This window comes from Hyphomonas atlantica corrig. (assembly GCF_017795365.1).
Lineage (GTDB): Bacteria > Pseudomonadota > Alphaproteobacteria > Caulobacterales > Hyphomonadaceae > Hyphomonas > Hyphomonas atlantica.
Map to the genome: position 1 here is coordinate 2,865,738 of NZ_CP051254.1, position 19,388 is coordinate 2,885,125.

General features: G+C 58.1%; 19 protein-coding genes. 14 read left to right on the plus strand and 5 right to left on the minus strand.

Going from position 1 to position 19,388, the window contains the following annotated elements; all coding sequences use genetic code 11:
• Positions 1 to 3 precede the first annotated feature (3 nt).
• Positions 4 to 438: an HIT family protein gene (locus HF931_RS13840; protein WP_035552282.1), complete on the plus strand. Its 435-nt coding sequence runs from the start codon at positions 4 to 6 to the stop codon at positions 436 to 438.
• A gap of 4 nt (positions 439 to 442) precedes the next feature.
• On the opposite strand, the gene gatB is transcribed toward HF931_RS13840, so the two are convergent.
• Positions 443 to 1,954, minus strand: coding sequence for an Asp-tRNA(Asn)/Glu-tRNA(Gln) amidotransferase subunit GatB (gene gatB / locus HF931_RS13845; protein WP_273240542.1), 1,512 nt, complete (start codon positions 1,952 to 1,954; stop codon positions 443 to 445).
• Between the two features lie 152 nt (positions 1,955 to 2,106).
• On the opposite strand from gatB, the gene HF931_RS13850 reads away from it, so the two are divergent.
• A complete protein-coding gene (locus tag HF931_RS13850) occupies positions 2,107 to 2,490 on the plus strand; it encodes a hypothetical protein (RefSeq protein WP_035552289.1) in 384 nt (127 codons plus the stop codon).
• Here HF931_RS13850 and HF931_RS13855 read toward each other — a convergent pair whose 3' ends face one another.
• Complete coding sequence (locus HF931_RS13855) at positions 2,491 to 2,961, minus strand: hypothetical protein (RefSeq protein WP_035552291.1); 471 nt, start codon at positions 2,959 to 2,961, stop codon at positions 2,491 to 2,493. It lies immediately after the preceding gene.
• 10 nt (positions 2,962 to 2,971) lie between these two features.
• Entirely contained in the window at positions 2,972 to 4,444 is a 1,473-nt protein-coding gene (gatA, locus tag HF931_RS13860; RefSeq protein ID WP_035552294.1) for an Asp-tRNA(Asn)/Glu-tRNA(Gln) amidotransferase subunit GatA, read from the minus strand.
• 137 nt (positions 4,445 to 4,581) lie between these two features.
• Here gatA and HF931_RS13865 point away from each other — a divergent pair, with 137 nt between their 5' ends.
• Together HF931_RS13865 and HF931_RS13870 are read left to right on the plus strand one after the other, a co-directional pair.
• The gene (locus HF931_RS13865; protein WP_035552297.1) at positions 4,582 to 5,043 is read left to right on the plus strand and encodes a DUF6491 family protein; all 462 of its coding nucleotides are present in this window, start codon (positions 4,582 to 4,584) and stop codon (positions 5,041 to 5,043) included.
• Between the two features lie 33 nt (positions 5,044 to 5,076).
• Positions 5,077 to 5,460 (plus strand): SET domain-containing protein, encoded by a 384-nt coding sequence (locus HF931_RS13870; protein ID WP_051602702.1) that lies wholly within the window; start codon positions 5,077 to 5,079, stop codon positions 5,458 to 5,460.
• A 3-nt stretch (positions 5,461 to 5,463) separates the two neighbouring features.
• Here the strand turns inward: HF931_RS13870 and gatC are convergent, their stop codons facing one another.
• Positions 5,464 to 5,751, minus strand: coding sequence for an Asp-tRNA(Asn)/Glu-tRNA(Gln) amidotransferase subunit GatC (gatC, locus tag HF931_RS13875; RefSeq protein ID WP_035552299.1), 288 nt, complete (start codon positions 5,749 to 5,751; stop codon positions 5,464 to 5,466).
• An 80-nt stretch (positions 5,752 to 5,831) separates the two neighbouring features.
• On the opposite strand from gatC, the gene ruvX reads away from it, so the two are divergent.
• The 10 genes from ruvX to rsmA all read left to right on the plus strand — a co-directional run bounded on the left by ruvX (position 5,832) and on the right by rsmA (position 16,924).
• The gene (gene ruvX, locus HF931_RS13880; RefSeq protein ID WP_035552302.1) at positions 5,832 to 6,290 is read left to right on the plus strand and encodes a Holliday junction resolvase RuvX; all 459 of its coding nucleotides are present in this window, start codon (positions 5,832 to 5,834) and stop codon (positions 6,288 to 6,290) included.
• Positions 6,287 to 7,201 carry an AEC family transporter gene (locus tag HF931_RS13885; RefSeq protein WP_035552305.1) on the plus strand — a complete coding sequence of 305 codons (915 nt, stop codon included), beginning with the start codon at positions 6,287 to 6,289 and terminating at the stop codon, positions 7,199 to 7,201. The genes ruvX and HF931_RS13885 overlap by 4 nt, the downstream gene beginning before the upstream one ends.
• A 56-nt stretch (positions 7,202 to 7,257) precedes the next feature.
• Positions 7,258 to 8,205 (plus strand): aspartate carbamoyltransferase catalytic subunit, encoded by a 948-nt coding sequence (locus HF931_RS13890; protein ID WP_035552307.1) that lies wholly within the window; start codon positions 7,258 to 7,260, stop codon positions 8,203 to 8,205.
• Entirely contained in the window at positions 8,202 to 9,482 is a 1,281-nt protein-coding gene (gene pyrC / locus HF931_RS13895; RefSeq protein ID WP_035552310.1) for a dihydroorotase, read from the plus strand. The genes HF931_RS13890 and pyrC overlap by 4 nt, the downstream gene beginning before the upstream one ends.
• 67 nt (positions 9,483 to 9,549) lie before the next feature.
• Complete coding sequence (gene plsY / locus HF931_RS13900) at positions 9,550 to 10,170, plus strand: glycerol-3-phosphate 1-O-acyltransferase PlsY (RefSeq protein WP_273014120.1); 621 nt, start codon at positions 9,550 to 9,552, stop codon at positions 10,168 to 10,170.
• The gene (dprA, locus tag HF931_RS13905) at positions 10,167 to 11,273 is read left to right on the plus strand and encodes a DNA-processing protein DprA (RefSeq protein WP_273240547.1); all 1,107 of its coding nucleotides are present in this window, start codon (positions 10,167 to 10,169) and stop codon (positions 11,271 to 11,273) included. The genes plsY and dprA overlap by 4 nt, the downstream gene beginning before the upstream one ends.
• Positions 11,274 to 11,443: 170 nt before the next feature.
• Positions 11,444 to 13,630 (plus strand): LPS-assembly protein LptD, encoded by a 2,187-nt coding sequence (locus HF931_RS13910; RefSeq protein ID WP_273240549.1) that lies wholly within the window; start codon positions 11,444 to 11,446, stop codon positions 13,628 to 13,630.
• Positions 13,631 to 13,790: 160 nt separating this feature from the next.
• Positions 13,791 to 15,035 (plus strand): peptidylprolyl isomerase, encoded by a 1,245-nt coding sequence (locus HF931_RS13915; protein WP_035552318.1) that lies wholly within the window; start codon positions 13,791 to 13,793, stop codon positions 15,033 to 15,035.
• Positions 15,036 to 15,074: 39 nt separating this feature from the next.
• Positions 15,075 to 16,082, plus strand: coding sequence for a 4-hydroxythreonine-4-phosphate dehydrogenase PdxA (gene pdxA / locus HF931_RS13920; protein WP_035552319.1), 1,008 nt, complete (start codon positions 15,075 to 15,077; stop codon positions 16,080 to 16,082).
• Positions 16,079 to 16,924: a 16S rRNA (adenine(1518)-N(6)/adenine(1519)-N(6))-dimethyltransferase RsmA gene (gene rsmA, locus HF931_RS13925; protein WP_051602704.1), complete on the plus strand. Its 846-nt coding sequence runs from the start codon at positions 16,079 to 16,081 to the stop codon at positions 16,922 to 16,924. The genes pdxA and rsmA overlap by 4 nt, the downstream gene beginning before the upstream one ends.
• Positions 16,925 to 16,971: 47 nt before the next feature.
• On the opposite strand, the gene katG is transcribed toward rsmA, so the two are convergent.
• Positions 16,972 to 19,146, minus strand: coding sequence for a catalase/peroxidase HPI (gene katG, locus HF931_RS13930; RefSeq protein ID WP_155841856.1), 2,175 nt, complete (start codon positions 19,144 to 19,146; stop codon positions 16,972 to 16,974).
• Between the last annotated feature and the right edge of the window lie 242 nt (positions 19,147 to 19,388).

Below are 19,388 nucleotides of genomic sequence, written 5' to 3' on the forward strand. Positions count from 1 at the left end.
TTCATGACTCTTCACGCCGCCTATGACCCCGACAATATCTTCGCAAAAATCCTGCGCGGAGAGATGCCCGCCGTCAAAGTCTATGAAGACGAAGCCGCACTGGCGTTCATGGACGTTTTCCCGCAAAGCGAAGGCCACACCTTGGTCGTGCCGAAAGGTGTGGAAGCGCGCAATTTGCTCGATATGCCGACAGAAAAGCTCGGCGCATACATGCAGGCCGTTCAGAAAGTCGCAAAAGCCGTCGAGGCGGCCCTCACCCCGGACGGCCTCGTGGTGACCCAGTTTAATGGCGCACCGGCCGGCCAGACCGTCTTCCACCTGCACTTCCACATCATCCCGCGCTGGGAAGAGGTGGCGCTCGGTCGGCACAGCTCAGGCGAGATGGCAGACATGGAGGCGCTCGGCGCGCTGGCCGAACGCATCAAGGAAAAGCTGTAAGGTCTTACAGCCCCAGCTTTGCCTTCAGGATATCGTTGACTGCCTTCGGATTGGCCTTGCCGCCGGAGGCTTTCATCACTTGGCCAACGAACCAGCCCATTGTCTTCGGCTTTTCCTTGACCTGAGCGACCTGCTCAGGATTGGCGGCGATGATCTCATCAACAACGGCTTCGATGGCGCCGGTATCGGTCACCTGTTTCAACCCATGCTTCTCGACAATCTCGGCAGCTTCACCTTCGCCCTCGATCATCCGGGCAAAGACATCCTTGGCAATCTTGCCGCTGATCGTGTCGTTCGCGATCAGCTCGATCAGGCCGCCCAGGCTCGCTGCGGACACCGGGCTGTCAGCCAGGTCGATATCCTGTTTGTTCAGATAGCCGAACAATTCCTGCGTCACCCAGTTGGCGGCTAGCTTCGGATCGCGGCCCTTGGCAACTTCCTCAAAGAAGTCGGCTTTCTCAGCATCGGCGCTGAGCACACCCGCATCGTAGCGAGACAGGCTGTAATCCGCCTCAAAGCGCGCCCGCTTCTCGTCCGGCAGTTCCGGCAGGGACGCACGGATTTCTTCAATCCTGGCCTGCTCAACCTCCAGCGGCAGCAGGTCCGGGTCCGGGAAATAGCGGTAGTCGTGCGCATCTTCTTTCGAGCGCATGGAACGCGTTTCGACCTTTACTGGGTCGAACAACCGCGTTTCCTGATCGATCTTGCCGCCATCTTCCAGAATTTCGATCTGGCGACGGGCTTCATATTCGATGGCCTGCTGGATGAAACGGAACGAGTTCATGTTCTTCAATTCGCAGCGTGTGCCGAGATGGTTGAAATCGCCGGTTTCGCGGAACTTCTCATACTGGCCAGGACGGCAGACAGACACGTTCACATCGGCGCGCAGATTGCCCTTTTCCATGTCGCCATCACAGGTGCCAAGCGCGATCACGATGGCCCGCAGCTTTTTGACATAAGCAGCCGCCTCAGCCGGCGAGCGCACATCCGGCATGGAAACGATTTCCATCAGCGCAACGCCAGAACGGTTGAGATCCACATAGGTGGAGTTCGGGTCCATGTCATGGATTGACTTACCGGCGTCCTGTTCCAGATGCAGTCGCTCGATACGGCATGGGAATGAATAGGCGTCGCCACCATGCGCCGGTTCGACATCCACATCAATTTCGCCTTCGCCAACAATCGGATGGGCGAACTGGCTGATCTGATAGCCTTGCGGCAGGTCGGGATAGAAATAGTTCTTCCGGTCGAAACGCGAATAAGTGTTGATCTGCGCTTTCAGGCCAAGGCCCGTGCGGATCGCCTGCTCAACGCAGAATTTATTGATCACCGGCAGCATGCCCGGCATGGCCGCATCCACGAGCGACACATTGCAGTTCGGGTCCGCGCCGAAGGCTGTAGCAGCGCCGGAAAAGAGTTTCGCGTTGGAGGAAACCTGAGCGTGGACTTCCAGGCCCATAACCAGTTCCCAATCGCCGGTTTCGCCCTTGATGACATATGGTGTGCGCGCGGACATAGCATTCCCTGCTGGCAGTAAGATTTCGCGCTGTTCTAGCCGCCGGACCGCCGCACTGTCGAGCCGTGAATACCACCGCAATGGCTCCAGCCCTTCCAATTTCCGGGATATCGACGAATAATCCCCAGTGTGGAGGAAAACGGAGCGTCAAAATGGTCTTCAAAATGATCATGGATGCCTCGAGCGAAGAGGAAAAGCCCGTCGTTCGTGGCTTCCTGAAACACCTGATCCTGGGATTCGCCGTCGGCGTGGCTGTCGGATCAGCTCTGTTCATCCTGTTGCTGATGTCGCTTCAGGGCATGGATCTGGACATGCCTTTGCTCTGGATCTTCGCGATGATGCTGCAATGCGGCCCAGTGGGCGGGCTGGTTGGCATCGGCATCTACCTGTCCAAAGTGACGGAACGGGATTCTGACAAGGACGATGATGACGACTCCGGGCCAGGCGGAAACGCGGCGGAGCCAATCCAGTCTGAACAGATCGTGGTGCGCCCCGGTGCTCAACCCGCGCGTGGGCTGAAGCCGTCCAAGGCCTGATCAGTCCAGCTTGCCGGCTTCCTTGGCGCGGCGCACCCGCTCCGCGCGCGCAGCCATGCGGTCCTTGATGGGGGCTGCCTGAGAAACCCGTGTCGGCCCGGCATCTTCACTTTCAGCGGCCGCGTCAGGCTGAACCTCTTCCTCGAGCTTGCCCGCTTCGACGAGCTTCTTGCGCCGCGCGGCGACGCGCGCCTCGCGTGCCTGTTGCGCGGCGCTCTTGCCAGAAAACAGGCCGGACAGTTTGGACTTCCCCGCGCCGCCCGGCTTTGGATGATCTTCCAAGCGTTGTTTACGCCGATCAATGATGCGGGAAATGCGGAATGAAACATAACCCGCCACAAGAAACGCCACGAGCAGCATGGACCGCATCTCAGGCGCAAACAGGCTGTAGCCATACTGCGCCAACATCGCCGCCATCAGAGCAATGCTGAAAGCCAGCAAGACAACAAACAGGATCAGGAAACGGGTCATGCCCCGAAACCTACCACCACTTGTCAGCCTTGGCCACGAAGCCGGCTGCGCGTTCCAGTTCACCGCCGACGCGGAAGCAGGCCGCCTCGTCCAGTGCCTTGCCGATTACCTGCAGACCAAGCGGCAGACCGCTGTCAGACAATCCTGCAGGTACGGAAATGCCAGGTAGACCTGCCAGGTTTGCCGTGACTGTGAACACGTCATTCAAGTACATCTCTACCGGATCGCCACTCTTTTCGCCGAACGCGAAGGCAGGGCTTGGGCAGGTTGGCGTCAGGATCGCGTCACAGCTATCAAACGCATCAACAAAATCGTTCAAAATCTTTGTGCGGACTTTCTGTGCGCGCAGGTAATACGCATCATAGTACCCAGACGAAAGCACATAAGTGCCAATCATCAGGCGGCGCTGGACTTCCGCCCCGAAACCACCGGCGCGTGTGCCCTCATACGTCGCCGTGAGATTATCACCATCCACCCGCGCACCGTAACGCATGCCGTCATAGCGCGCGAGGTTCGATGAAGCTTCCGCAGGCGCTACGATATAGTAGGCGGGCAGAGCGTATTTCGTGTGCGGCAGGGAGATATCGACAATCTCCGCACCCGCCACTTTCAGCCACTCAATGCCCTGTTCCCACAGCTTGTCGATCTCGGCAGACATGCCGTCCATTCGGTATTCTTTCGGAATGCCAATCCGCATGCCTTTGACGCCTTTGGACACATCGCTGCGCCAGTCAGGGGTCTCTACGTTCAGGGATGTGGAATCCTTCATGTCGTGGCTACACATTGCTTCCAGAAGGATGGCGCTGTCTTCCACGGTCTTGGAGATTGGCCCGGCCTGATCGAGCGAAGAGGCAAAAGCCACCATGCCATAGCGACTGGCGCGGCCATAGGTCGGTTTAATGCCAACCGTTCCCGTGAACGCAGCCGGCTGGCGGATGGATCCGCCCGTATCAGATGCCGTCGCTGCCAGGCAAAGGTCGCCAGCGACCGCCGCAGCTGAACCACCGGATGATCCGCCCGGCGTCAGATCGCGATTGTCGCCCTTCCGGCGCCAAGGGTTCACAACCGGTCCGAAGCGCGACGTCTCGTTGGAAGAGCCCATAGCGAACTCGTCCATGTTGAGCTTGCCCAGCATCACAGCGCCCTCATCCCAGAGGTTTTGCGTGACGGTGGATTCGTAAGTCGGCGTGAACTCACCCAGAATACTGCTGCACGCCGTCGTGCGCACACCCTTGGTGCAATACAGATCCTTGATGCCAAGCGGCGCGCCTTCCAGCTTTCCGCCCTCACCTTTGGCCAGCTTTGCGTCAGAAGCGTCGGCCATGGCCAGCGCCTTTTCCGGCGTCTCAACCACATAGGCGTTCAGCGTTCTCGCGCCCTCAATGGCGTCAACGAATTGCTGGGTAATCTCGCGCGAGGAAAACTCCTTGGCCTTCAGGCCGTCGAGCGCTGCTGCGAGGGTAAGCTTGGTCAGTTCGGTCATCGGAAATCCTGAGAAGATATCTGCCCGCCTGCTATGACGGCTTGGCACAAAAGTTCAAGTGTTCGTGAGCCTTCTTGTCAGTTGCCCGGATCCGGCGCACCGTGCCATCAGTCGCTCAAGCCATCTGGAGACCTCCCATGCGCGCCATCCTGATCAGCTTTGCCCTGCCCACCATTTTGGCAGCTTGCGCCACGAATGAGACGAACGACACGCGGCTACGTGGTGCCGAGCGCTACGCCGACGACCCGAGACTGGGCGAAGAAGTCGACCGCATATGCTTTGCGTCATCTATCGATGGCTTCAGTGAGACAACACGCGACACGGTCGTGCTCAGAAATGGCAGGAAACATTATCTTGTAGAAGTGTTTACCTCGTGCGCCCCACTCGATCATGCAATGCGCATCGGTCTGGACTCGACAGGGGGATGCTTGCGCAAGAGCGACGCGCTGATCGTATCGGACTCGATGTCGGATATTGGAGAGACGTCTTCCTTCTCACGGCAGCGTTGTCTGGTGAATGGTATTTACGAATGGAATCCCGACGCTGAGGCAGACGCGCCTGTAGATGACGAATCTTCGGAGGAAGACACCGAATCCTGATGGCGCGATGCACGGCTCATGATAGAATGAGTCATGCAGAAAACCGGATATGCCTCGCCCGTCGAGGTGCGCAACTCCCCTTTTCACGGTCGCGGCCTGTTCGCGGCCGTTTCCTTTGAGACGGGAGAGTTGATCGCCGTCTACCCCCTACTCATCCTGAGCGTTGAAGACACAGCTGCGATCAAGAATACTCTCATCCACCATTACGTTTTTCATGTTGATGAGGATGCCGAAGGGCGCGCCCGTACGGCGGTGGCGTTCGGCCCAATCTCCATGTGCAATCACAGCGCCAATGCCAACGCTGATTTCTGTGTGGATGCTGTTGCGCAGACCGTCACACTGTCAGCGCGGTCAGCCATTCCGCAGAACGAGGAAATCCTGATAAACTATGAGGAATATGCGGACGAGATTGTCTGACGACTATTCAACCGCTTTTGGAACGACGAAAAATCCATCTTCGCTTCGTGGGGCGTTCGCCAGAACCTGATCCTGAATGTTACCATCAGTGACAACGTCTTCGCGCATGGGCAGCGTCGTCTCGACCACGGATGTCATCGGCTCAACACCGTCCACATCGACTTCGTTCAGCTGGTCGATCCAGTTCAGGATGCCGTTCAGCTCGCCGACCAGTTCCTCGGCATGGGCGTCGGTTACGGCAATGCGCGACAGGCGGGCAACCTTGCGAACATCATCCTTGGTAACAGACATGGGTGAACTCCAACTCTTCAAATCGAGCCGCTCGAATACGCCATAGGCAACACGGCATCAAGGCGCTATGTGGGCTGTTCATGCCCATCACTGCTCCAGACCAATTTCCGAAGACAGGCGCCCTGATCGGAATCGACCCCGGCACGAAGACGCTGGGTATCGCGTCTGCGGATGGGTTGCGTATGCTTGCCAGCCCTGTCGAAACCATTCCGCGTGGCAAGAAGCTCGCTCCGGTTCTGGACCGGCTATTCCATCTTTATGACGATCGGGCTGCCGTCGGGATCGTCATGGGACTGCCCCTCAATATGGATGGCTCAGAAGGTCCGAGGGCCCAATCCGTACGCGCGCTTGCCTGGCACATCATGAAGCGCCGTGATGTGCCGATCCTGTTTCAGGATGAGCGCCTGTCGACGGTCGAAGCCGAGAACGCCATGATCGAAGCAGAGCTTTCGCGAAAACGGCGCGCCGAGCGCATCGACGCTTCTGCCGCCGCCGTCATCCTGAACGACGCGCTGCAGAAACTGGCTCAAGATAAATGACGGGCTTTCTCTACGCTCTCTTGCCGGTCATCGCGATCGTATCGCTCGGCCACATCCTGTCGGTCCGCCGCTGGATACCAGTCGACAGCTGGAGAGCCATCGAACGCCTGTCCTACGTGGTCCTGTTCCCGGCTCTGATCGTGCGGACATTGGCAAACGCCCCCTTTGAAGAAGCGCCGTGGGGCCTGGCTGGCGCATTGATCCTCGCGCAGTTTGCCTTGGCAGGTGTGGGCTGGTGCGGTCGCTTCCTGCCCAATATGCCCGGGCCAGCAGTCGGTTCTGTCATACAGTCCAACGTCCGCTGGAACACGATGATCGGCCTCTCCATCGGCAGTCTTCTGTTTGGCGAGGAAGGCCTCGCCCTGGTCACGATCGCAGCCGCCGTAATGATCCCGGCGGCAAACATATTGTCGGTCTATGCGCTGATTGCCCACGCAGAGTCGCATGACACGCCTAAGCCGAACCCGTTCAAGGCTTTATTCAAGAACCCCATCGTGCTCGCCTGCATTGTCGGGCTTGCGCTGGCCGGGGCGAATACGAGTCTGCCCCGCCTGATCGACGACAGCATGCGTATCCTGGGCGATGCGGCGCTCGCGCTGGGCCTGTTGTCGGCTGGCGCAGGTGTGGATTTGTCTGCCTTGAAGCGGGCCGGAGTTCGCACGCTCGGCTGGTCACTGATGCGCTTGTTGGGACTACCAGCTTTCGCCGTGGCCTTCTGCTTCATGCTCGGCGTAACCGGCGTTCCGCTGATTATCGCCCTGATCTGCGCGGCGACACCCACGGCGACAAGTTCCTACATCTTGGCGAAGGAACTCGGCGGAGATGCAACACTCGCCGCCAATCTGATTGCGGTGGAGACGGTGCTTGCAATGGTGACAATCCCTGCCCTCTATCTGCTTCTGACTCTCTGACCCTCTTGCCCCGACTCGGAAACGGTCCTAAACCGCCGAAAATCGAAAGGGCCTCCATGAGCAAGGCGGCAATCCACTACTCCTTCGACCACGAGCATCTGCTGGGCATTGATGGCCTTCACCCGCTCGATCTGACGCATATTCTTGATCTGGCAAACGACTATGCCGAGGCGACGCGTTCCGGCAAGCGGGCCGATCCTGTCCTGTCCGGCAAGACGGTCGTGAACCTGTTCTTCGAGAACTCGACCCGTACGATGAGCAGTTTCGAGATCGCCGCTCGCCGCCTCGGTGCGGATGTCGTGTCGATGCCGGTCGCGCAGTCCTCTGTGAAAAAGGGCGAAACGCTGATCGACACCGCAATGACGCTGAACGCAATGAAGCCTGATGTGCTTGTCGTGCGTCATTCGGCATCTGGTGGCGCCAAATTGCTGTCCCGTAAAGTTGATTGCGCCGTGATCAACGCAGGCGACGGTACGCATGAACACCCGACACAGGGCCTTCTCGACACACTGACCATCCGGCGCAACAAGGGACGTGTTGAAGGCCTCAAAGTCGTGATTTGTGGCGACATTGTCCATTCGCGTGTCGCCCGATCGACGACGCTGGCGCTGCACCTGCTTGGCGCGGAAGTTCACCTTTGCGCCCCGCGCACCCTGATGCCCTCCGGCACGGAAACATGGGGCGCTGCGTCCGCGACGTCTGATTTCGACGCAGCGCTTGAGGGAGCTGATGTCGTGATGATGCTGCGCCTGCAGCTCGAACGCATGGATGGCGCGTATCTGCCAAGTCGACGTGAGTACTTTCGCTATTTCGGCCTGACCGCCGAACGTCTCGCGCTGGCTAGGGAAGATGCCATTGTGATGCATCCCGGCCCGATGAATCGCGGGATCGAGATCGAGAGCGCCATTGCTGACGGAGAACGCTCAGTGATTACCGAGCAAGTGGAAATGGGCGTCGCGGTGCGCGAAGCTGTGCTGCATCTTCTTGCCGGAGGTCGCTCATGAGCCTGTCCATCTACAATGCCCGCCTGCTCGACCCGGCATCAGGCCTTGATGAAACTGGCGCAATCCTTATCGAAGATGGCGCGATCAAATCCGTCACGCCCGGCGCGGCATCAGCACATGAAGGTGCGAAGAGCGCGCTGGATGCTGGCGGGCTCTGTCTGGCACCTGGCCTGATCGACCTACGGGTAAAGACAGGCGAGCCTGGCGACGAACAGAAAGAAACACTGGCAACCGCCTCTCGCGCAGCAGTTGCAGGCGGTGTGACCAGCCTTGTCGTCATGCCTGACACAAAGCCGGTTGTGGATGACGTGGCCTTGGTCCGTTTCATTTCCGATCGCGCGAAGGCCAGCGCGCAGGCGCGCATCTATCCTGCGGGCGCATTGACGACCGGCCTGAAGGGCGACGCCATGGCCGAGATCGGGCTGATGGCAGACGCTGGCGCGGTACTCTTCACAAATGGCGACACACCCGTCAGCAATCCGTCGATCATGAAGCGGGCGATGACGTATGCGGCCAGCAGAGGCGCCATTGTCATGTCCCGGCCTGACGACACGGCGCTGAAAGGCTCAGGCGTCATGAACGCCGGAGCATTCGCGGCGCGCAAAGGGCTCGCCGGAATCGCTAAAGAAGCTGAGTGGATCGGCGCCGCCCGTGATCTGATGCTTGCAGAAGCCACGGGCTGCACGCTGATCCTTGATCAGGTGTCGACGCTGAGAACGCTGGAAATGATCGCAGATTCTCGTGACCGCGGCGCAAGCGTGTTCTCAACAATCGCCGCCCATTCCCTGTTCTTCAATGAACTCGATGTCGGCGATTATCTCACCTATTGCAAAGTGAACCCGCCTTTCCGGGACGAAGATACGCGACAATCCATGATCACCGCGCTCAAGGCAGGCTGGATCGATGCTGTCGTATCTGCGCACGACCCACAACCTCCGGAAGAAAAACGCCTGCCATTTGGCGAAGCAAGCTTTGGAGCGGCGGGGCTCGAAACCACTCTGTCTGCCTTGTTGAGCTTTCACCATGATGGCCCGCTCAGCCTGCTCGAAGTGCTGGCACCAATTACCTCGAAACCTGCGGACATGATCGGTCTGCCTCAAGGGCGACTTTCTGAAGGTACACCTGCAGATCTGATCCTTTTCGACCCAAACAAGCCCTGGCTATGCGAGCGGGAAAACTTGCGCTCCCGGTCGACCAATTCTCCTTTTGATGGGCGACGCCTTCAAGGGATCGTACTGAAGACATTTGTCGGCGGCGAACAGGTATTCGAACGCTAGAAGCCGCCTGGTTGCAGTGGCGACAGTTCGCACTTAAGAATTTCAATTAGGAATTGAGGTTATCGATATGACAGCCGAGCTGGCTTTCCCCCTCGCGGCAATTTGCGGCTACCTCGCCGGATCAATTCCCTTTGGCCTTTTGATTACGCGCGCAGCTGGCCTCGGAGACATCCGCTCGATCGGCTCCGGCAATATCGGCGCGACGAATGTGTTGCGGACTGGCCGGAAGGATCTCGCCTTGGCGACGCTTCTCCTGGACAGCTTGAAGGCAGGTCTCGTGGCGCTCGCTTTTGGAATGCTGGCCGGCCGGGAAGTCGGCTTTGTGGCGGGCGCATTCGCCTTTGTCGGGCATTGCTACCCAATCTGGTTGGGTTTCAAGGGTGGCAAGGGAGTCGCGACCTATGCGGGTCTGTTGCCATTCGTCTCCTTGCCCGGATTTTATGTCGCTGCACCCGTCTGGCTCGGACTATTTGCGTTGACGCGCATATCGTCACTCGCCGCCCTGAGCGCAGCGACACTGGTGGCGCCGGGCGCATGGTTGCTTGGCGAACGGAACATGTTCGTCATCGGGGGCCTGGCCCTCTTGTCAGTCTTTGTGTTCTGGACACACCGCGCCAATCTCGGCCGCCTTCTCAAGGGAGAAGAACCGAAATTTGGTGCCAAGAAAAAACCTGACTCCGAGACATGACGCCAGCGCGGCCTCTCAGTGATGTCGAACGCATCGACTGGGTGAGGCTCGCCCGCACACCGAACATTGGTCCGGTCACATTTTTCCAGTTGCTGCGAAAGTTCAAATCCGCCAGCGCCGCTCTGGATGCTCTACCTGAACTGACACGAAAGAGTCGCCGCGGGAAAGAACTCGTTCCTCCCGCAGCGGAAGAGATTGCCAAAGAACTCGACCTGACCCGCAAATATGGCGCGCAAATTCTTGCCAGTTGCGACCCGGAATATCCCCCTCTGCTGAAAGCGCTGGATCCGCCGCCGCCTGTCCTGACCGCATTAGGTAAAATGGATCTCGCCGCGGAGCCCACAGTGGCAATAGTCGGCGCGAGAAACGCCTCCGCCGCTGGGCGCAAACTGGCACGGGACATATCCGCTGCACTTGGAAAGGCTGGTTTCGTCACCGTTTCCGGGCTGGCCCTCGGCATAGACGGAGAGGCCCATGCTGCAAGTCTGGCGACGGGGACCGTTGCCGTGCTCGGCGGCGCGGTGGACCATGTGTATCCGCCCCAACACGAGCGCCTCTACGCCGAGATCGCCGCGAAGGGTTTGATTCTGTCAGAAAGCCCGTTCGGGTATCGGGCAAAGGCGCAGGATTTCCCACGCCGCAATCGCATCATCACGGGATTGTCACGTGGCGTCGTCGTGGTGGAGGCAGCTGAACGATCAGGATCTCTGATTTCAGCACGTATGGCTGGCGAACAAGGCCGCGAGGTCATGGCCATGCCCGGCTCCCCGCTTGACCCGCGGTCATCTGGAACAAATCGGCTGATCCGGCAGGGCGCCACACTCGTTCGCCATGCCGACGACATTCTCGAAGTGCTTGAAAGCCTACCCTTTTCAAATGTTGCGACAAATGGCGACTTGTTTGAAGGCGCCCCTGAACCGGACCTGCCTCAAGATCTTCTCACGCGTATTGAGCACGCGCTGTCGCCGCATCCAATGCCGATCGACGAGATCGCCCGTGCGGCGGGTGCAACGCCGGCCCAATGCGCTGCAGCGCTCATGGAGCTGGAATTATCAGGTTCCGCCACAACCCTGCCTGGCGGATTGGCTTGCCGCGCGATTTAGAACGACATGTGTTGCTGATGTATCGGCAGGTTCATGAAAAATCAGACGGAATGGTCTGATGGCTGGACGATTCACGCCTTCCTCTCTAAGCCTCCAATTGGAGTTGAGTGGCGAAAAGGCGTGATCCACGCGCAATCCGGCACATAGAAGCAGTTGTAAGGGTACGCGTTTTGGCAAAATGGCATCATGTTGCGGCTGCGCTCGGTATGGCGGTCTCCCTTCCCTGGTACGCCATCGCCCAGGACACCGCTGCCGCGCCGCAGCCGACAGAAGCGGATGAGCGCGTCGTTCTGGAAGCGGATTATGTTTACGAAATCCGGGATGAAAACCAGTTGGTCGCCGAGGGCAATGTCGAGGCGCTATACCAAGGACGCATCCTGCGCGCAGACAAGCTGGTCTACGATCGCTCCACCGAAAAAGTACGCGCCACCGGCAACGTCATCATTATTGATGAGACCGGAGCTCAACAATTTGCCGATGAAGTGGAAGTCGATTCGACCCTCTCGGACGGCTATGCGATCGGCTTTTCCGCACGTCTGGAAGGGGACGCGACTGTGGCGGCAAACTCCGCCATTCGCCAGTCCGACGGCGTAAATGCGCTGGACCAGGTCGTCTACACAGCGTGTCCGGTCTGTGAGGATGACAAGACACCAACCTGGGCAGTGCGAGCTCGCCGCGCAGTGCTTGATCAGGAAAGCCAGATGATATCTTACCGGGACGCCGTGATTGAGGTCGCAGGCATTCCAGTATTCTACTTTCCTTTTCTGGCGCATCCGGATCCGAGTTCTGAACGTCGGTCAGGGTTGCTGATTCCGTCGGCAGGAAACTCTTCAAAACTGGGATGGTTCTATCAGCAGCCGTATTATTGGGCAGTTTCTGATTCGACCGACATCACCATTGCACCGATGGTCACGCAAAACGTGAACCCTCTACTCGAGCTTGATCTGCGCAAACGCTTCTATTCGGGCTCCATCAACTTCAATACCAGCTTCACCAACGAGCAGGATTTTGACAGCGACGGCGAATTGTTCGGAGAAGAGAAACTGCGCGGCCATATATATGGAAGCGGCTTGTTTGCCATCAACAATGAATGGAAATGGGGGTTTGGAGTCGAGCATCAGAGCGACGATCTCTACGACCGACGTTACGACATCGACGGACAGGACGAGAAACGCGGCCTGTATTCCAGCCAGCCACGTCGCCTGTTGTCACAAATATTCGCGATGGGTCAGGGGGAAAGCTATTATTCAGATGTGGCGCTCCTGAAATTCCAGGGCCTCAGGTCGAGCGATGACGATGGCGAATTGCCGACAGCGCTGCCGGTTTTCTTCAGTGAGAAGTACTGGGATCTCGGAAAGATGGGCTATGCCAGCGTCAACGCATCCAGCGCCATATTGAGCCGTGATTTGGGAGCAGACAGCCACCGGGTAAGCTTTGGTGCAGACTGGTCTGATCTGAACGTGCTGCCAGGCGGGTTCACATTTGAACAGTTTGCGGAGGTCAGAGCTGACTATTACCGGCTTGATGAGGATGTGTCAGGAGAGGAAGACGCCTCTCGCATTGTCGGGAATGTTGGTGGCAAATTGGCCTATCCGATGATTCGACCGGGCGAGATGGTTGATATCATGATTGAACCAGCAGTCATGGCGGCTTGGGGACCGTCCAACGTGAATGATGACGTCATCCCGATTGAAGACAGCCTTCTGTTTGAATCAGATGCATCTTCGCTATTTGATCCGAACGGATTTGGCGCATACGACCTGTATGAAGGCGACGGGAAATTATCTGCGGGAATCACAGCCAGAACCCTCTGGAAAAACGGCATGGACTTCAGCACAACGGTTGGCAAACGTTGGCGATCACGGCCCGATGACTCCTTTGACGGTATCAGCAATCTGGACGGAACCTCGTCCGACTGGATTATCGCGGCGACAGCGAATTTCGGGCCCCAACTGAAGATCGATACGCGAGCCCGGCTGGATGAGGATGGCTTCAGCCTCAACCGAATAGACACAAAAATAACGAGTAATTTCAAACGCTTCCGAGGTGTCGCCCAATACTATAAGGTGGACGAGCGAATAGCGACCACGGGCAGAGCGGATGAAGGCATATATGTGCGTGGCGAACTCCGCGTTACCGACCAGTATTCGATTATTGCCGGACAGTTACGTGACATCGAAGACAATTTGAACGCCCGTCAGGAATACGGAATAGCATTCGAAGATGATTGCTCTCGTTTCGAACTCGTCTACCAGCGCACTGAACTCATTGATCGAACGCTCGGGCCGGAAGAGAGCATTCAGTTCCGCTTCTTCCTGAAATCAATCGGCAATTTTGGTTCAAGTGAGTTCGATTGATTCGACGGGACCGAGTGCTTTGAGCAAAGCGGCACACACTAATTTTTCGTAAGAATTCAGGGAACACTGCCCTGATGCGTTGCGCCGATACGTGGGACTTGTATGTTCCGCGCTGTATAATTGCCACGGGGCCCGGCTGGGCACTCAATGGAGGCCATTTATGGTTCGTCAGATAATCGCCGCCGTCATGATCGCGGCACTTCCCGTGGGAGGCACATCCTTCGCCCAGGAAGCCGATGCGCCAGAACGCCTTGCGCTCGAAGGCGTCGCAGCTATCGTGAACGACCAGCCAATTTCCTATTCCGACGTTCGCCAGCGCGCCCGCCTTCTTTTGCTCAGCCTTGGCGGCCAGCAGCCAACGCAGGAGCAAATTCAGCAAATCACTGGTCAGGCACTGGAACAGCTCATCGACGAACGCCTGCAGCTTGAAAAGGCAGCGGAGTTCGAAATGGAAATCTCACCTGATGAGATTAACGGCGCTGTCGATGACATGGCCCGCCAGTCCGGCGCGACCGGAGATCAATTGAAAGAGCAACTTCTCGCAGCCGGTGTAAATCCGGCCAGCTTGGAAGAGCAGATGCGCGCAGAAATCGCATGGAGCCGCGTAATGGGGGGACTCTATGGCTCCCGCATCCGAATTTCCGACAATCAGGTGGATGAACAACTGAACCGCGTACGGAACTCACTGCAACAAACGCAATTCCGCATCTCCGAAATCTTCCTGTATGCGCCAGATGCCGAGACCAAGGCGCAAGCGACCGAGGCGGCCAATTCCATCATCGGACAATTGAATCAGGGCGCTGATTTCCGCATCGCGGCGCAGCGTATTTCGTCTGCCCCGACAGCCGCCACGGGCGGAGACATGGGCTGGATCACGACGAGCGATTTGGACCCCATTCTGGCGGAAGCCGTGGAAGGCTCAGCCGGACCAGGAATTATCGGCCCGATCCAGAGCGAAAACGGTGTCTACATCCTCAACGTCGTGAACAAGCGCGAGCCTGCAAAGCTGACCACGAAAGTGGACCTGAAGCGTCTACAAGCGACAGATGGCGACGAAGCCACGCTAAAGGAAGCGATGGCCGCAATCGAGACCTGTGAGGATGTTCAGAGCGTCGCAAACTCGAAATCCAACCTGCGCCATGCTGATTTGACCGATATCGACATTGAAGAACTTGGCAGCGAAGGCAAAAGCCTCGTCATGTCTGTGGAGGTTGGTCAACCGACAGAAATCTTCGCTGCCGGCAACGGTCTTGCCCTCATGTATGTATGCCGCCGCGAAGACGGCGCGGAAGCGTTGCCATCCCGTGACGATCTGAAAGGTCGCCTGAAGGATCAGGAACTCGGGATGATTTCCGAACGAGAGCTGCGTGACCTGCGCCGCGAAGCGACGATAATCTATCGCTAGACCTTGCGCACCGCGCGGTTTGGGTGAACACCGCCTGCAATGACTGACGCGAACCGTCCTCCCTTGGTAATCACGATGGGTGACCCTGCGGGTGTGGGGCCGTCGATTACCGTTTCTGCCTGGAATGCGCTGCAAGGCGAAGCCGACTGCGCGTTCTTCGTAATCGGCGCGCCGGATCTGTATCAGGGCGAGGTACCCACCCAAACGATTTCCGATCCATCCGAAGCCTCCGGCGTATTCGGATCAGCGCTCCCTGTTCTACCGCTTGATGCATTCCCTCTCCCGGTTCGCGGGCAGCCAGACAGCCGCTCAGCCCCAGCGATAATCGCCTCGATTGAGCAAGCCGCCGCTTTTTGCCTATCCGGAGCCGCGGACGCTGTTGTCACCAATCCTATCAACAAGGCCCTGCTCTATGCCGCGGGGTTCACACACCCCGGTCATACGGAGTTCGTCGCTGCTCTGTGCAACACCGCTACGGGCGGAGCAGCTCAGCCGGTCATGTTGCTGACAGGGGGCGGATTGCGTGTCGCCCTTGCGACCATTCATATCGCGCTGAAAGATGTGTTCACTACACTGAATATGGAAGACCTCGTAAAGCTCGGCAAGATCGTCGACACGGCCATGCGCCAAGATTTCGGCCTTACGTCCCCACGCCTCGCTTTCACCGGATTAAACCCCCATGCCGGCGAGAACGGCACGATAGGCCGAGAAGAAATAGATATCATCAATCCGGCAGCGGACCAATTACGCTCAGCCGGTATAGATATGTCAGACGCACGGTCAGCTGATACGGTATTTGCCGAAGCCCGAGACGGTCGCTTCGATGCCATCATCTCCATGACGCATGATCAGGGCTTGATACCGGTGAAGACGTTGGACATGTGGGGAGGCGTGAACACGACGCTTGGCCTACCCATCGTACGCACCAGCCCGGACCACGGCACGGGATACGAAGCTGCCGCGAACGGCACCGCCCGTCCTGACAGCTTGATCGCGGCAATCCGCCAAGCGCGTTTGATTGCCGGCCATAGAAAGGAAACGGCATGAGCCGTGACGAAACGCCCCCCGGCCTGACGCAGGCCACCGCCCGCAAGGCACTTGGACAGCATTTCCTGTTCGACCCGGATATCTTGAAGCGTACGGCACTGGCGGCTGGTCCGGTTGAAGGCCGCACAGTAATCGAAGTTGGCCCCGGCCCGGGTGGCCTGACCCGCGCCCTACTGGACAATGGCGCAGGCAAGGTCATTGCAGTCGAGGCAGACGAGCGGTTTGCGGACGCGCTTAAAACGTGGCCCGAAGCCGAAACGGGTCGATTGCACGTCATTCTGAAGGATGCGCGGAAGGTTCGCTGGGAACAGGCAATTGCTGAACTCGGCGGTGAGACACCCGCCATGATCATCGCCAACCTGCCTTACAATGTTGGCACGCCTCTTCTGGTAAACTGGCTGAAGGCGGGACCGTGGCGAGGCGAGATGGCGCTAATGTTCCAGAAAGAAGTGGCAGAGCGGGTGTGCGCCAAACCGAATACGGACCATTACGGACGGCTTGCCGTGCTCGCGCACGCCGTCTGCGATCCGCATATCGCCTTCACACTGCCGCCAGGTGCATTCCGGCCACCCCCGAAAGTCGACAGCGCTGTCGCAGTCTTGCATCCACTACCGCAGGAAAAAGTCTTTCCTCATCTGGCCAAGCTGGAAGAAGTTGCTGGCGCCGCCTTCGGCCAACGCCGCAAGATGCTCCGGGCCGGATTGAAACCCCTCGCCAAGCGGCATGGTCTGAAAGCAGCTGAGTGGCTGGAAGGGTTGGACATCGACCCCACAGCAAGAGCTGAAACGCTAAGCCAGGAAGAGTTCAGGCGCATGGCCTCTTCACTCGTCAAGCCCGCATAAAAAAACGCCCCGGCTGCCCGGGGCGTTTCTGATTTCAGGATTCCGCACTAAGCGCGCGTATCGAAGCGGTCAGCTTCCATCACTTTCGTCCAGGCCGCGATGAAGTCGTCGACCAGTTTCTCCTTGTTGTCGTCCTGTGCGTACACTTCCGCATAGGCGCGCAGGATGGAGTTCGACCCGAAGACAAGGTCAATCCGTGTAGCGGTCCACTTCGGTGCATCAGTCTGGCGATCGCGGATCGAGAAGATGCCCTCGTCGTCCGTTGGGTTCCACGTATTCGACATATCGGTCAGATTGACAAAGAAGTCGTTCGTCAGCGCACCCACATTGTCTGTGAACACACCATGAGCGCTGCCGCCATGATTGGTGCCGATGACACGCATACCGCCTACAAGGCACGTCATTTCCGGAGCGGTCAGGCCCAGCAGCTGCGTGTGGTCCAGAAGGATCTCTTCCGGCTTCACCACATAGTCGTCCTTGATCCAGTTCCGGTAGCCATCAACCAGAGGCTCGAGCGGCTCAAATGATTCCGCATCCGTCATCTCGGCAGTCGCATCGCCACGGCCCGGTGTGAAAGGCACAGTCTTTGTAAATCCAGCCGCCTTCGCTGCCTGCTCTACGCCGACATTGCCGGCCAGAACGATGACATCTGCGATGCTTGCGCCGGTTTCCTTTGCGATCGGCTCCAGAACCTCCAGAACGCGGGACAGACGGGCTGGCTCGTTTCCATCCCAGTCATTCTGAGGTGCGAGGCGAATACGCGCGCCATTCGCGCCACCACGCATGTCAGAGCCGCGATACGTACGGGCACTGTCCCAAGCGGTCGACACCATGTCGGCAACAGACAGACCACTGTCCGCAATCTTCGCTTTGACGGCCTCCACATCATAGTCCGTGCTGCCCGCAGGGACCGGATCCTGCCAGATCAAATCCTCCTGTGGCACCCAAGGGCCGATGTAGCGAGGCTTTGGCCCCATGTCGCGGTGAGTCAGCTTGAACCATGCGCGCGCGAAGGTCCTGGAGAAATAGTCATGATCCTCGCGGAACTTCTCCATGTATTTGCGATAGATCGGATCGACCTTCATGGCCATGTCCGCATCTGTCATCATCGGCATGGTACGGATGGAAGGATCCTCCACATCGACTGGCATGTCGGCTTCGTCAATGCTGACAGGCTTCCACTGCCAGGCGCCTGCCGGGCTCTTGGTCAGCTCCCATTCATGGTCCAGCAGCATGTCGAGATAGCCACCATCCCATTTTGTCGGCTCCGATGTCCATGCGCCCTCAGGGCCGCCAGTCAAGGTGAAACGACCATTTCCAGACTGGTTGGAGTTTTTCCACCCCAGCCCCATACCAACAACGTCTTCGCCCTCGGGCTCAGGTCCAAGTCCGGTCGGGTCAGAATTTCCGTGACATTTGCCAATTGTGTGGCCACCCGCCGTCAGCGCAGCAGTCTCTTCGTCGTTCATGGCCATGCGCTTAAATGTTTCGCGGACGTCCATCGCTGTTCTGGCCGGGTCAGGCTTTCCGTTCACACCTTCCGGGTTCACATAGATCAGTCCCATCACCACCGCAGCGAGCGGATTGGCGAGTGACTCACGCTCGTCCAGCTTTTCATAGCGGGAATCTGTCAGCCACTCCTTCTCGGAACCCCAGAACGTGTCTTTCTCTGGATGCCAGATGTCTTCGCGTCCGAAGGCAAACCCGAACGTCTCAAGACCAGCCACTTCATAAGCGGCGTTACCAGCCAGAATGATCAAATCGGCCCAGCTGAGCTTGTTGCCATATTTCTTCTTGATCGGCCAAAGCAGACGGCGCGCCTTGTCCAGATTGGCATTGTCCGGCCACGAATTAAGCGGTGCGAAACGCAAATTGCCTGCGCCGCCGCCGCCGCGACCATCTGCCAGTCGATACGATCCCGCCGAGTGCCACGCCATACGCACGAAGAGACCTGCATAGCTGCCCCAGTCCGCTGGCCACCAATCCTGGCTGTCTGTCACGAGGGCGTGCACGTCTTTCTTGAGGGCTTCATAGTCGAGCTTCTCGACTTCCTTGCGATAGGAGTAATCAGGTCCGTAAGGCTGAACCTTCCGGTCATGCTGATGCAGAATGTCGAAATTGAGTGATTTGGGCCACCAGGCCGTCACAGATGTTTCAGTCGACGTGAGACTTCCGTGCATCACAGGGCATTTGCCGCCACCGCCCATATCATTGCCGTCCATAATCCTATCCCTTTCGCTCGGTTCGAAAACCTGTTTCCGGCCCGCTGGTGAGGCCACCTGAACACGCCGCCTATGACTTGGCCGGGGGCCGCCCAAGTTTGATTGCGTCGATGAGAAAAGGTTACGTCGAGTTGCGCAATAGGACCAATTGATTGCTTTGCGAACATCTATAGATTTATTCTATCTGTCAAAATTTCCATTCAAAACAAAGGCCCCGACACTTTCGCGCCGGGGCCTTCCAT

Bases quoted from the DNA above. Each gene is read 5' to 3' on its own strand.
- HF931_RS13840 (WP_035552282.1), top strand. From the start codon at position 4: ATGACTCTTCACGCCGCCTATGACCCCGACAATATCTTCGCAAAAATC.
- gatB (WP_273240542.1), bottom strand. From the start codon at position 1,954: ATGTCCGCGCGCACACCATATGTCATCAAGGGCGAAACCGGCGATTGG.
- HF931_RS13850 (WP_035552289.1), top strand. From the start codon at position 2,107: ATGGTCTTCAAAATGATCATGGATGCCTCGAGCGAAGAGGAAAAGCCC.
- HF931_RS13855 (WP_035552291.1), bottom strand. From the start codon at position 2,961: ATGACCCGTTTCCTGATCCTGTTTGTTGTCTTGCTGGCTTTCAGCATT.
- gatA (WP_035552294.1), bottom strand. From the start codon at position 4,444: ATGACCGAACTGACCAAGCTTACCCTCGCAGCAGCGCTCGACGGCCTG.
- HF931_RS13865 (WP_035552297.1), top strand. From the start codon at position 4,582: ATGCGCGCCATCCTGATCAGCTTTGCCCTGCCCACCATTTTGGCAGCT.
- HF931_RS13870 (WP_051602702.1), top strand. From the start codon at position 5,077: ATGCAGAAAACCGGATATGCCTCGCCCGTCGAGGTGCGCAACTCCCCT.
- gatC (WP_035552299.1), bottom strand. From the start codon at position 5,751: ATGTCTGTTACCAAGGATGATGTTCGCAAGGTTGCCCGCCTGTCGCGC.
- ruvX (WP_035552302.1), top strand. From the start codon at position 5,832: ATGCCCATCACTGCTCCAGACCAATTTCCGAAGACAGGCGCCCTGATC.
- HF931_RS13885 (WP_035552305.1), top strand. From the start codon at position 6,287: ATGACGGGCTTTCTCTACGCTCTCTTGCCGGTCATCGCGATCGTATCG.
- HF931_RS13890 (WP_035552307.1), top strand. From the start codon at position 7,258: ATGAGCAAGGCGGCAATCCACTACTCCTTCGACCACGAGCATCTGCTG.
- pyrC (WP_035552310.1), top strand. From the start codon at position 8,202: ATGAGCCTGTCCATCTACAATGCCCGCCTGCTCGACCCGGCATCAGGC.
- plsY (WP_273014120.1), top strand. From the start codon at position 9,550: ATGACAGCCGAGCTGGCTTTCCCCCTCGCGGCAATTTGCGGCTACCTC.
- dprA (WP_273240547.1), top strand. From the start codon at position 10,167: ATGACGCCAGCGCGGCCTCTCAGTGATGTCGAACGCATCGACTGGGTG.
- HF931_RS13915 (WP_035552318.1), top strand. From the start codon at position 13,791: ATGGTTCGTCAGATAATCGCCGCCGTCATGATCGCGGCACTTCCCGTG.
- pdxA (WP_035552319.1), top strand. From the start codon at position 15,075: ATGACTGACGCGAACCGTCCTCCCTTGGTAATCACGATGGGTGACCCT.
- rsmA (WP_051602704.1), top strand. From the start codon at position 16,079: ATGAGCCGTGACGAAACGCCCCCCGGCCTGACGCAGGCCACCGCCCGC.
- katG (WP_155841856.1), bottom strand. From the start codon at position 19,146: ATGGACGGCAATGATATGGGCGGTGGCGGCAAATGCCCTGTGATGCAC.